Source organism: Streptomyces sp. Qhu_M48 (assembly GCF_051305195.1).
Lineage (GTDB): Bacteria > Actinomycetota > Actinomycetes > Streptomycetales > Streptomycetaceae > Streptomyces.
On record NZ_CP195432.1, the window covers coordinates 1,695,547 to 1,707,729 of the forward strand.

Sequence of the window (12,183 nt, forward strand, 5' to 3'; positions counted from 1 at the left end):
CCCGCGTCCCGCCCGTCAGGCTCCCGAGCCGTCCCCGGTGTCCGGAGCGGTCGGATCCGGACGTACGGGCAGCTCCGCGGCGAACGCCGCCGCGGCCCTGACGAGGGGCAGCGCGAGCAACGCCCCGGTTCCCTCACCCACATGGACGCCGTGGTCGAGCAGAGGGTTGAGCGCCATCCGGTCCAGCGCCTTCGCCTGCGCCGGCTCCCCGCTCACCTGACCCGCCAGCCACCAGTCCGGCGCCCGGAACGCCGCCCGCTGCGCCACCAGCGCGCAGGCCGCCCCCACCACACCGTCCAGGATCACCGGCATCCGCCGCACCGAGGCCTGCAGCAGGAAACCCGTCATCGCCGCCAGGTCCGCCCCGCCGACCGCCGCGAGCAGCTCCAGCTGATCGCCGAGCACCGGCCGGGCCCGCCGCAGGGAGTCCCGGATCGCCGCGCACTTGCGCATCCACGCCAGGTCGTCGATCCCGGCGCCGCCCCGGCCCGTCACCACCGACGCGTCCGTCCCGCACAGGGCCGCGATCAGCGTGGCCGCGGGCGTCGTCCCGCCCACGCTCAGATCCCCGAGCACCACCAGATCGGTGCCCGAGTCCGCCTCCTCGTCGGCGATCGCGACACCGAGCCGCACCGCCGCCTCGGTCTCCTCGACCGTCAGCGCGTTCTCCACGTCGATCCGGCCGCTGCCGCGCCGCACCCGGTGGCGCACCACCTCGGCCGGCAGCAGCTCCGGATCGCAGTCCAGACCCGCGTCGACCACCCGCACCGGCACGTCCGTCGACCGGGCCAGCACGGCGATCGGGCTCGCCCCGTCCAGGACCGCGCGCACCAGCTCGTGAGCGGTACCCGCCGGACGGCCCGACACGTCGAGCGAGGCCACCCCGTGGTCGCCCGCGAAGAGCACCACCTTCGGCTGCTCGATCGCCCGCACCTCGACCGAGGCCTGCGCGGCCGACAGCCACTCACCGAGCTCGTCGAGCCGACCGAGCGCCCCCGGCGGCACGGTCAGCCGCTCACGGCGCTCCTCGGCGTCACGCCGGATCCCCCCGTCGGGGCGCTCGATCAGATCGGAGAAGTCGTCCAGGTTCACGCGGTCCGCCTTGTGCCGTCAGCGAGGGTCATCGGTGATCGGCACCCTACCCGCGCAGCACCAGAGGCTGTCCGGCGACCACGAGGAGGACCTCCTCGCACTCGTCGGCGAACGCCGCGTTCAACCGGCCCAGCTCGTCCCGGAACCGCCGCCCCGCCGCCGTCGCGGGCACCACCCCCGAGCCGACCTCGTTCGTCACCGCCACGACCGTGCGGCGGGTGGCCCGCACCGCCGCCACCAGCTCCGCCGTCCGCTCCCGCAGCGCCGTCTGCCCGCCCGCCGCCCACCGCTCGTCGTCCCAGGCGCCCACCTGGTCCATGGCGTCCGTCAGCCACAGCGACAGACAGTCCACGAGCAGCGCGGGCCCGTCCTCCTCGAGCAGCGGTACGAGGTCACAGGTCTCGGCGGTACGCCAGGAGCCCGGCCGCCGCTCCCGGTGCACTCCCACCCGCTCCGCCCACTCCGGGTCGCCCTCCCGGCCCCCGCCCGTCGCCACGTACAGCACCTCGGGGAAGGCCTCCAGGCGCCGCTCGGCCTCGACGGACTTCCCCGACCGGGCCCCACCCGTCACCAGGGTGCGCCGCGGCACGTCCGGCACCTCGTGGTACTCGCCCACGTACAGCGTCGTCCCGTCCGGAACCGCCCGGGCGCCCGCCGCCGCGAGCCGCCGGTCAAGCTCCGCGCCCGTCGGCACGTCGTGGTCCAGGTGGACGGCGATCACCTCGGTCGCCGGGCCCGCGGCCCCGGTCGCCCGCAGCCGGGCCAGCCCGTCCGGACGGCCCGTCACATCGGCGACCACCATGTCGTACGGCACCTGGTGGTTCTCCGGAAGCCCGGCCACGGCCCCGCCCGGCGGCAGGTACAGCAGCCGCTCGCCCTCCGCCGAGGTCACCTCGTACCCGGTGCCGGGCGAGTCCATCGGAACCGCCCGCACCCGGTGCCCGGAGATCAGCGTCAACTCCCGGCCGTCCGGCACCCGCCCGGCGGTGGGAAGCCCGGCGGGCATCTCGACCGCGGGCCCGTCGTGCGGATGCGTCAGCAGCACCTGCCGTACGCCCACGAGTGAATGGCCCGACCGGGCGGCCGCCAGCGCGGCCCCCGGGGTCAGATCGAGCAGCAGGGCCCCGTCCAGGAGCAGCGACGTCGCCGCGCGGACCCGGGGACCGCGGGAGAGCGCGCACACGGCGCAGGGGCAGTCGGGGCGGGGCAGTCCGAGCGGGGCGCCGGTGCCGAGCAGAGTCAGTTCCACCCTCAGATCCTCCCGCGCCACCGCGAGCCGTGCGCGCCCGGCTACTCTGCGGGCAGGAAACCGATCATCCGGTGAGCGCCAGGAGGCGGACATGGCATGGACGTGGCGGTTCGAGAAGTCCGACGGCACGGAGGTCGAGCCGGTGGTGACCCCGGAGGAGTTCACCACCCAGGGAGACGCGGAGAGCTGGATCGGCGAACACTGGCGTGACCTCCTGGGCGGCGGCGCGGACCAGGTGACCCTCTCGGAGGACGACACGAAGATCTACGGCCCGATGCCCCTGAACGCGGAGGGCTAGAGCCCCCGGGGGGCCAGGACGGGGGTGCGGGGGCCGCCGCCACCGCATCCCTTCCGCCCCTGCCCGTCGCGGGCGACCGTCACATCTCGCCCAGCGTGACCTCCACCTTCTCGGTGGCCGTCCCCCGGACGTAGACCGTCGTCACCTTGTCGCCCGGCCGGTGCGAGGCCAGGGCCTCCGACAGCGAGGTGATCGTCGTGATCTCCGTGTCGCCGAGCCGGGTGATCACATCGCCGGGCTTCAGCCCCGCCTTGCCCGCCGCCCCGCTCGCCGGGGCCTCGACGACGGCCACGCCCGCCGGCTCGTAGTCGTCGTCCAGGACCGTGCGGCCGGTGATGTTCAGGGCCGCCCGGCCCGAGTCCGTCACCTTGCCGTCCTTGATGATCTGGTCGGCGACCGTCCGCACCATCGACGAGGGGATCGCGAACCCGATGCCGGGGGCCGAGCCTCCGCCCATCTCGGGGTCGCTCGCCGCGAGCGTCGGGATGCCGATGACCTCGCTGTCGAGGTTCACGAGCGCGCCCCCGCTGTTGCCGGGGTTGATCGCGGCCGACGTCTGGACCATGTCCGCGATGGTCGCGCCCGTGCCCCCACCGGTCCGCCCCTCGCTGACGGTGCGGCCGGTCGCGGACACGATGCCCTGCGTGACGCTGCCGGAGAGGCCGAGCGGGGAGCCCATCGCCAGCACGATCCGTCCCATGTCGACGGCCGCAGAGTCGCCGAACCTTGCCGGTTTCAGCCCCTGAGGCGGCGACTCCAGCTTGATCACCGCGAGGTCCTGCTCGGGATAGGAGCTGACGAGCCGGGCGGTCACCGGCTGCCCGCCCGTGGCGGCGGTGACCTTGAAGGACTTCTCCTGGCCGACCACGTGCGCGTTGGTGACGATGTGGCCCTTGTCGTCGTAGACGACCCCGGAGCCCAGGCTTTCGGCCGCGTCGATCTGCACGACGGACGGCAGGACGTTCCTGATGACGGCCCGGTAGTCGTCCTCCAGGTCGTTGGCGGCGAGCGGCGCCGCCGCCTGGGTGGAGCGTTCCGGCGCGGGTGTGCCGCCCGCGGAGGTACAGCCGCCGACGAGCGCCACGGCGCAGGCGGCGGCCGTCAGGGGAAGGAGAAGGCGGGAGGTACGGGCATGGGCACGGGATACGTCCATGTCCGGAGTATCCGATCGGCCCGCGCCCCGGGCCCGGCGAGCGCACCCGATCAGGGGTGCGGTCCCCGAACCGCCGGCTTCCTCAGCCCCGTACCCCGCACAGGTGCAGCAGGGCCGCCACCCGCCGGTACGGCTCGGTGCGTCCGGCCCGGTCCTCGGCGGCGAGCAGCCGCTCCAGTTCCTCGGCGGCCGGCAGGCCCTCCTCGGCGGGGACGGCGTCGGTGAAGACCCGTACCCCGTACCAGGCGTGCAGCGGCGCCGCGATCCCCGCGAGCGTCGCGGTCAGCGCGTCGAGGCGGTCGGCCCGCACCTTCACGCCGTTGTCGTCGGTGTAGACGTCGGAGTCGAAGCCGGCGAGGGCTCCCGACCAGTCTCCGGCGAGCCCCGGCCGCATGGAGAGGGCCTCCCCGTTCCGTACGACCAGGGAGAGGAGCCCGCCCGGGGCCAGCATCCGGGCCAGGCCCGCGAGCAGCGCGTCGGGCTCGTCCGCGTACATGAGGACGCCGTGGCAGAGGACGACGTCGAAGCTGCCGGGGAGGAAGTGCACCCCGGTCTCGCGTCCGTCGCCCTCGATCAGCCGGACCCGCTCGCGGATGCCGGCGGGTTCGGTCGCCAGCGACTCACGGGCCGTCTTCAGGAGATCCGGGTCGGCCTCCAGGCCGGTGACCGTGTGCCCCGCGCGCGCGAGGCGCAGGGCCTGGGTGCCCTGGCCCATGCCCGCGTCGAGGATCCGCAGCCGCTGTCCCACGGGATAGCGGCCGGCTATCTGCTCGTCGAGCTGGCGGGCGACGATCTCCTGCCGGATGGTGTCGCGCAGCACGCCGGTACCGGCGGGCCAGTGCACGACGGCGGGCAGCACCGGGCCACCCGACTCCGACGTCGCCGCGCCGAAAGCGCGCTCGCCGAGCTCCGAGCTGTCGGCGCTCAGGGCCGCTCTCCGCGCTTGACCTGCGGCTTCGGGAGCCGCAGTCGGCGCATCTGGAGCGTACGCATCAGGCCGTAGGCCACCGCGCCGCGCCTCGGCTCGTTCGGGAAGCGCTTGTCGAGCTGCTTCCGCAGGCGGATCCAGATGCCCACCGAGTCGATGACGATCAGGATGATCACACCGAGCCAGAGCAGCAGGGAGATGTTCTGCAGCGACCGGTTGGTGTTGCCGAACAGCGACAGCACGAGGATCACCACGGCCATCGGGAGGAAGAACTCGGCGATCGCGAAGCGCGAGTCGACGAAGTCACGCACGAAGCGGCGGACCGGACCCTTGTCGCGGGCCGGCAGGTAACGCTCGTCGCCACTGGCCAGCGCTTCGCGCTGACGGGCCAGGTCCGAGCGGCGTGCCTCGCGCTGGCGCTTGGAAGCCTCCTTGCGGTCGGTCGGCACCGTCGCGGCGCGACGGCGCTGGGTCTGCGCCTCACTCCGCTTCGGGGTCGGGCGGCCCTTGGGGGCCTCGGGGTCGCGGGGCTGCTTGGTGGAGAGGTCCGCCGTCACCTTGTCGGTGGGGGCCTTCTCGTCCTTCGAACGGCTACGGAACACAAAACCCAAGGGTACGGGGTGGTGGGCATGAACCCCATGCCGGGCGGGAACGATCCGCTAACGGACTGCGTCTTCGGCGGTACGTACGGAGGACGCACCCGGGTCTCCCCTAGATCCATCTACTCCCTGCGCGGGAGGGAAGACCGGGCGCAGTCGTCCTTGGGGAGGAGCGCATCCCGCCCCGAACAGTGCGGTAATGGAGACAGGGCCCGTACTGTGGACCCTGTCGAAGAGCTGGTGCCGAAGTCCTTGAGAAGGGGGCGCGCGAAGCCCATGAGCGGTGTCATGAAGCGTATGGGGATGATCTTCCGCGCGAAGGCGAACAAGGCCCTTGACCGGGCCGAGGACCCGCGCGAGACGCTCGACTACTCCTACCAGAAGCAGCTGGAGCTGCTGCAGAAGGTGCGACGGGGCGTCGCCGACGTCGCCACCTCCCGCAAGCGGCTCGAACTCCAGCTGAACCAGCTGCAGGGCCAGTCCGCCAAGCTGGAGGACCAGGGCCGCAAGGCGCTGGCCCTCGGCCGCGAGGACCTGGCGCGCGAGGCGCTGTCCCGCCGCGCCGCGCTGCAGCAGCAGGTCAGTGACCTGGAGGTGCAGCACCAGACGCTGCAGGGCGAGGAGGAGAAGCTCACTCTCGCCGCCCAGCGCCTCCAGGCCAAGGTGGACGCCTTCCGCACCAAGAAGGAGACCATCAAGGCGACCTACACGGCGGCCCAGGCGCAGACCCGGATCGCCGAGTCCTTCTCCGGCATCTCGGAGGAGATGAGCGACGTCGGTGTCGCGATCCAGCGGGCCGAGGACAAGACCGCCCAGCTCCAGGCGCGCGCGGGCGCGATCGACGAGCTGCTCGCCTCGGGCGCCCTGGACGACCAGTCCGGGCTCGCGAAGGACGACATCCAGGCGGAGCTGGACCGGCTGTCCGGCGGTACGGACGTCGAGCTGGAGCTCGCCCGGATGAAGGCCGAGCTGGCCGGCGGCCCGTCGGCGCAGAAGCAGGCGATCGAGGGCGGTGGCACGGCCGCTCCGCAGGACAACACGCAGCAGCAGTCCCACCCGCGCTTCGAGAAGTAGGCGCGGGAACCAGGCACGGCTCGCGAACAGACAGGACGCGTCATGATCGTACGGATCATGGGGGAGGGCCAGTGGAAGCTGGCCGACAGGCACTTCGTGGAGCTCAACAGGCTCGACGACGAGCTGCTCGAAGAGATGGAGTCGGGGGACACGGACGGCTTCAGGGGCACGCTGGGCGCCCTGCTCGACGCCGTCCGGCGGCTCGGTGAGCCGCTCCGGGACGACGCCCTGGAGCCGTCGGAGCTGATCCTCCCGGCTCCGGACGCGAGCCTGGACGAGGTCAGGGAGATGCTCTCCGACGACGGCCTGATCCCGGGCTGACGACACCGGCCGACGGTCCCGCCACCCCCCCCGGGGTGGCGGGACCTCGCGCTTCCCCGGCCCGCCGCCGGACCGCGCCGTCCCCGCGCCCCGGGCCCGCCCCGTACCGTTGTCCCCCGTGACGCCCCCCGGACCTGCCACCGGCACCCCCTACACGCGGCTCCGCGACTGGTTCCTCGCCCATCCGCTCGCCTTCGACGCGACGCTGGCGTTCGGTGCGCTCGTCTGCATGATCGCCGGGTCGTTCACCGACCCGCACGGCAGCCCGACCGGGCCCACCTTCGGCGACCGCGCCCCCGGTGTGCCGAGCGTGCTGATCATGGTCGCCGGTGCCTCCGCGCTGGTCCTGCGCCGGCGTCACCCCTTCCGGGTGCTCGCCTTCATCGTGGCGATCAGCCTCGTCGAGCTGGTCAACGACAACCGGCCCGCCCCCATCGCGATGAGCGCCGTCGTCGCGCTCTACACCGTCGCCTCCCGCACCGACCGGCCCACCACGTGGCGGGTCGGGCTCGCCACCATGGCGGTGCTGACCGCCGCCGCCATGGCCTTCGGCCCGACGCAGTGGTACGCGCAGGAGAACCTCGGCGTGTTCGCCTGGACCGGGATGGCGGCGGCCGCGGGGGACGCCGTCCGCAGCCGCCGGGCCTTCGTGGACGCGATCAGGGAACGCGCCGAGCGGGCCGAACGGACCCGCGAGGAGGAGGCGGGCCGCCGGGTCGCGGAGGAACGGCTGCGGATCGCCCGTGACCTGCACGACGTCGTCGCCCACCACATCGCCCTGGTCAACGTCCAGGCCGGGGTCGCCGCGCACGTCATGGACAAGCGCCCCGACCAGGCCAAGGAGGCCCTCGCCCACGTGCGGGAGGCCAGCCGGTCCGCGCTCGACGAGCTGCGCGCCACCGTCGGCCTGCTGCGCCAGTCCGGCGATCCGGAGGCCCCCACCGAACCGGCCCCCGGCCTCGCCGTCCTCGACGGGCTGCTCGACAGCTTCCGCAAGGCCGGGCTCCCGGTGGCCGTGGCCCGCACCGACGGGGACAAGCCGCTGCCCGCGACCGTCGACCTCGCCGCGTACCGGATCGTGCAGGAGGCCCTGACCAACGTGCGCAAGCACGCGGGGCCGGACGCCGCGGCCGAGGTGAGCGTCGTCCGGGTGGGCCGTACGGTCGAGATCACCGTCCTCGACAACGGCACGCCCCCCGCCGCCCCCGACCCGTCCCCCACCGGCGGCCACGGCCTGCTCGGCATGCGCGAGCGGGTCGGCGCGCTCGGCGGCACCCTCACGGCCGCCCCCCGGTACGGCGGCGGCTTCCGGGTCCAGGCGATACTGCCCGTGACGTCCCGCACGGGGGAGGACACATGACGATCCGGGTACTGCTCGCCGACGACCAGGCCCTGCTCCGCAGCGCCTTCAAGGTCCTGGTGAACTCCGAACCGGACATGGAGGTCGTCGGCGAGGCCGCCGACGGCGCCCAGGCGGTGGCCCTGGCCCGCTCCGAACGGGCCGACGTCGTCCTGATGGACATCCGGATGCCGGGCACGGACGGCCTCGCCGCCACCCGCATGATCACCGCCGACCCGGAGCTCTCCGGCGTACGGATCGTCATGCTGACCACCTTCGAGGTCGACGAGTACGTCGTGCAGTCGCTGCGCGCCGGGGCCTCGGGCTTCCTCGGAAAGGGGGCCGAGCCCGAGGAGCTGCTCGGCGCGATCCGCATCGCCCACGCGGGCGACGCGCTGCTCTCGCCGGCCGCCACCAAGGGCCTGATCGCCACGTTCCTCGCGCAGGGCCCCGGTACGGAGGCCGTGGGGGAGGGCGGCCGAGGCCGCACCGAGCGGCTCGCCGCGCTCACCGCCCGGGAGCGCGAGGTCCTCGTCCTCGTCGCGGGCGGACTCTCCAACGACGAGATCGCCGAGCGGCTCGACGTCAGCCCGCTCACCGTGAAGACCCACGTCAACCGGGCCATGGCGAAGCTCGGGGCCCGCGACCGCGCCCAGCTGGTGGTCACGGCCTACGAGTCGGGACTGGTGCGCCCGCGGGTGGAGTGACCCGTGGGCCGGGTGATACGTCCGAGGGTGGAGGGACCGGAGGCTCCGGCGTACTCCAGACGCGGTATGCGCGGGATAAGGATGTGGACCCGGGGGCCGAGGACTTCCGGCCGCGGATGGCAGATCGTATAGGCGGGGGCACCTCCGGCGGGTCCAGTGGATCAGGGCCGGATTCTCGGCTGCTCCCGCCCGCCGACGAGTACGCCACAGAAGAGAGACCCCATGTCCTGGCTGTCGAGATTCAGCCTCGCGCAACGGGCCCTGATCGGGCTCGTGTCCATCGTCGCCCTCGTGTTCGGGGCGATCGCGATACCGCAGCTGAAGCAGCAGCTGTTCCCCTCGATCGAGCTGCCCATGGTCTCGGTCCTCGCCCCCTACCAGGGCGCCTCTCCCGATGTGGTCGAGAAGCAGGTCGTCGAGCCCCTGGAGAGCAACCTCAAGTCCGTCGACGGCCTGAAGTCGGTGACCTCCACCGCCTCCGAGGGCATGGCCCTGATCATGGCCTCCTTCGACTACGGCGACGAGTCCACCAAGCAGCTCGTCGCCGACGTGCAGCAGGCCGTGAACCGCGCCCGCGCGCAGCTGCCCGACACGGTCGACCCGCAGGTCGTGGCCGGTTCGACCGACGACATCCCGACCGTCGTCCTCGCCGCCGCCTCCGACAAGGACCCGCAGGCCCTCGCCGATCTCCTCGACCGGACCGTCGTGCCCGCCCTCGAAGGCATCGAGGGCGTCGGCCAGGTCTCCGTCAGCGGCGTCCAGGACCTCCAGGTCTCCGTCACCCCGGACGAGCGGAAGCTCGCCGCGGCCGGACTCAGCGGCATGAAGCTCGCCGAGGCCCTGCGCTCCGGCGGCGGCACCGTCCCGGCCGGTTCCTTCGCGGAGGACGGCAAGAGCCGCACGATCCAGGTCGGCGGGGGCTACACCTCGCTGAAGCAGATCGAGGACCTGCGCATCCCCGCGGCCGTCCCCGGCAAGGGCAAGGCCGTCCGCCTCGGTGACGTCGCCACCGTCCGCCAGGAGGAGTCGCCGCGCGCCTCCCTCACCCGCACCAACGGCAAGCCCAGCCTCGCCGTCATGGCCACCATGGACAAGGACGGCAGCGCCGTCGCGATCTCCGACGCCGTCGCGGAGAAGCTCCCCGACCTGCGCCGCGACCTGGGCGCCGGGGCGGAGCTGACCGTGGTCTCCGACCAGGGCCCGGCCGTCGCCAAGGCCGTCTCCGGTCTGACCACCGAGGGCGCGCTCGGCCTCGTCATGGCCGTCCTGGTGATCCTGGTCTTCCTCACGTCGATCCGCTCGACGCTGGTCACCGCGGTCTCCATCCCGCTCTCGGTCGTCCTCGCCCTCATCGTGCTCTGGACCCGCGACCTCTCGCTCAACATGCTGACCCTCGGCGCGCTCACCATCGCCATCGGCCGGGTCGTCGACGACTCGATCGTGGTCCTGGAGAACATCAAGCGTCACCTGGGCTACGGCGAGGAGCGCCAGGCCGCGATCCTCACCGCGGTCCGCGAGGTGGCGGGCGCCGTCACCTCGTCGACGCTCACCACCGTCGCCGTCTTCCTGCCGATCGGTCTGACCGGCGGCATGATCGGCGAGCTGTTCGGCTCGTTCTCGCTGACGATCACGGCGGCCCTGCTGGCCTCGCTCGTCGTCTCCCTCACGGTCGTCCCGGTCCTCTCGTTCTGGTTCCTGCGCGCCCCCAAGGGCACCTCGGAGGACCTGGCGGAGGCCCGCAGGCTGGCCGAGGAGAAGGAGGAGAAGAGCCGTCTCCAGCGCCTGTACGTGCCGGTCCTGAAGTTCGCGACCCGGCGCCGCCTCGCGAGCCTGGGCATCGCGCTCGTCGTCCTGGTCATCACCTTCGGCATGACCCCGCTCCTGAAGACGAACTTCTTCGACCAGGGCGAGCAGGAGGTGCTCAGCATCAAGCAGGAGCTGGCGCCCGGCACGAGCCTGAGCGCCTCCGACGAGGCCGCGAAGAAGATCGAGAAGCTCCTCGCGGACACCGACGGCGTCAAGGACTACCAGGTCAACGTCGGCTCCTCCGGCTTCATGGCGGCCTTCGGCGGCGGCACCGGCTCCAACCAGGCCACCTACCAGGTCAGCCTGGAGGAGTCCGCCCCGTACGAGAAGACGCGGGACGCCATCGCCAAGGGTCTCGACGCCCTGGGCGGGGTCGGCGACACCACCCTCGCGGCCGGCGACGGCTTCGGCAGCCAGAACCTCAGCGTGGTCGTCAAGGCCGGTGACGCGGAGGTCCTCAAGAAGGCCTCCGAGCAGGTCCGTGCCGCCCTCGCCGGGATCAAGGACGTCACCGACGTACAGAGCGACCTCTCGCAGTCCGTGCCGCGCGTCTCCGTCACGGCGAACGAGAAGGCGGCCGACGCCGGCTTCGACTCCGCCTCGCTCGGCATGATCGTCGCCCAGGCCGTACGGGGCACCCCGGCGGCGAAGGCGATCCTCGACGACAGCGAGCGGGACGTCCTCATCACCTCGGCGCGCCCGGTCACCACCCTGGCCGGACTCAGGGCCCTGCCGCTCGGCCCGGTGAAGCTGGGCGACATCGCCACCGTCGAGCTGGTCCCCGGCCCGGTCTCCATGACCCGGATCGACGGCGCCCGCGCCGCGACCATCACGGCGAAGCCGGTCGGCGACAACACCGGCGCGGTGAGTGCCACCCTCCAGTCGGAGATCGACGCGCTCGACCTGCCCGAGGGCGCGACCGCCACCATCGGCGGTGTCTCCGAGGACCAGACCGAGGCCTTCCTCAACCTGTTCCTGGCGATGCTCGCGGCCGTCGCGATCGTCTTCATGCTCCTGGTCGCCACCTTCAGGTCGCTGATCCAGCCGCTGATCCTGCTGGTCTCGATCCCGTTCGCGGCGACCGGCGCGATCGGTCTGCTGGTGATCACCGACACGGCGATGGGCGTCCCGGCGATGATCGGCATGCTGATGCTGATCGGCATCGTGGTCACCAACGCGATCGTCCTGATCGACCTGATCAACCAGTACCGGGCCCAGGGCCTGGGCGTCGTCGAAGCGGTGATCGAGGGCGGCCGGCACCGGCTCCGCCCGATCCTGATGACCGCGCTCGCGACGATCTTCGCCCTGCTGCCGATGGCCCTCGGCATCACCGGTGAGGGCGGCTTCATCGCCCAGCCGCTGGCCGTGGTCGTGATCGGCGGTCTGATCACCTCGACGCTGCTGACCCTGCTCCTCGTCCCGACGCTCTACGCGATGGTGGAACTCCGCAAGGAGCGCCGCGCGAAGAGGAAGGCTGACAAGAAGGCGGAGAAGAGGAAGGCGGAGGGCGACACGCACAACGCGGAACAGCCGGACGTCTCCCCGCTGGACGCCGGCCTGCTCGACGTCCTGGACTGAGTCGGCACGTCAGTGAGTCGGTGAGTCGGTGAGCTGAGC

At 72.7% G+C, this 12,183-nt stretch carries 11 protein-coding genes; 6 read left to right on the forward strand and 5 right to left on the reverse strand.

The window, feature by feature from the left end:
- Positions 1 to 15 precede the first annotated feature (15 nt).
- The gene (gene cobT, locus ACRRSS_RS07945) at positions 16 to 1,092 is read right to left on the reverse strand and encodes a nicotinate-nucleotide--dimethylbenzimidazole phosphoribosyltransferase (protein WP_435970522.1); all 1,077 of its coding nucleotides are present in this window, start codon (positions 1,090 to 1,092) and stop codon (positions 16 to 18) included.
- A 46-nt stretch (positions 1,093 to 1,138) separates the two neighbouring features.
- A complete protein-coding gene (locus ACRRSS_RS07950; RefSeq protein ID WP_435970523.1) occupies positions 1,139 to 2,341 on the reverse strand; it encodes a bifunctional adenosylcobinamide kinase/adenosylcobinamide-phosphate guanylyltransferase in 1,203 nt (400 codons plus the stop codon).
- A gap of 91 nt (positions 2,342 to 2,432) precedes the next feature.
- Here ACRRSS_RS07950 and ACRRSS_RS07955 point away from each other — a divergent pair, with 91 nt between their 5' ends.
- Positions 2,433 to 2,639 (forward strand): hypothetical protein, encoded by a 207-nt coding sequence (locus ACRRSS_RS07955; protein WP_056560402.1) that lies wholly within the window; start codon positions 2,433 to 2,435, stop codon positions 2,637 to 2,639.
- Between the two features lie 79 nt (positions 2,640 to 2,718).
- On the opposite strand, the gene ACRRSS_RS07960 is transcribed toward ACRRSS_RS07955, so the two are convergent.
- The 3 genes from ACRRSS_RS07960 to ACRRSS_RS07970 all read right to left on the reverse strand — a co-directional run bounded on the left by ACRRSS_RS07960 (position 2,719) and on the right by ACRRSS_RS07970 (position 5,322).
- The gene (locus ACRRSS_RS07960) at positions 2,719 to 3,792 is read right to left on the reverse strand and encodes a S1C family serine protease (protein WP_435970524.1); all 1,074 of its coding nucleotides are present in this window, start codon (positions 3,790 to 3,792) and stop codon (positions 2,719 to 2,721) included.
- Positions 3,793 to 3,874: 82 nt separating this feature from the next.
- Positions 3,875 to 4,651, reverse strand: coding sequence for a class I SAM-dependent methyltransferase (locus ACRRSS_RS07965; RefSeq protein ID WP_435970525.1), 777 nt, complete (start codon positions 4,649 to 4,651; stop codon positions 3,875 to 3,877).
- 65 nt (positions 4,652 to 4,716) lie between these two features.
- Positions 4,717 to 5,322 (reverse strand): DUF3043 domain-containing protein, encoded by a 606-nt coding sequence (locus ACRRSS_RS07970; RefSeq protein ID WP_435970526.1) that lies wholly within the window; start codon positions 5,320 to 5,322, stop codon positions 4,717 to 4,719.
- Between the two features lie 273 nt (positions 5,323 to 5,595).
- Here ACRRSS_RS07970 and ACRRSS_RS07975 point away from each other — a divergent pair, with 273 nt between their 5' ends.
- The 5 genes from ACRRSS_RS07975 to ACRRSS_RS07995 all read left to right on the forward strand — a co-directional run bounded on the left by ACRRSS_RS07975 (position 5,596) and on the right by ACRRSS_RS07995 (position 12,144).
- Positions 5,596 to 6,393: a PspA/IM30 family protein gene (locus ACRRSS_RS07975; RefSeq protein WP_351898599.1), complete on the forward strand. Its 798-nt coding sequence runs from the start codon at positions 5,596 to 5,598 to the stop codon at positions 6,391 to 6,393.
- Positions 6,394 to 6,435: 42 nt separating this feature from the next.
- On the forward strand, positions 6,436 to 6,714 hold the full coding sequence (pspAA, locus tag ACRRSS_RS07980; protein WP_435970527.1) for a PspA-associated protein PspAA: 279 nt from the start codon (positions 6,436 to 6,438) through the stop codon (positions 6,712 to 6,714).
- Between the two features lie 118 nt (positions 6,715 to 6,832).
- Positions 6,833 to 8,074, forward strand: coding sequence for a sensor histidine kinase (locus tag ACRRSS_RS07985; protein ID WP_435970528.1), 1,242 nt, complete (start codon positions 6,833 to 6,835; stop codon positions 8,072 to 8,074).
- Positions 8,071 to 8,760 carry a response regulator gene (locus ACRRSS_RS07990; RefSeq protein WP_435970529.1) on the forward strand — a complete coding sequence of 230 codons (690 nt, stop codon included), beginning with the start codon at positions 8,071 to 8,073 and terminating at the stop codon, positions 8,758 to 8,760. The genes ACRRSS_RS07985 and ACRRSS_RS07990 overlap by 4 nt, the downstream gene beginning before the upstream one ends.
- 222 nt (positions 8,761 to 8,982) lie before the next feature.
- A complete protein-coding gene (locus ACRRSS_RS07995; RefSeq protein ID WP_435970530.1) occupies positions 8,983 to 12,144 on the forward strand; it encodes an efflux RND transporter permease subunit in 3,162 nt (1,053 codons plus the stop codon).
- The last annotated feature ends 39 nt before the right edge of the window (positions 12,145 to 12,183 follow it).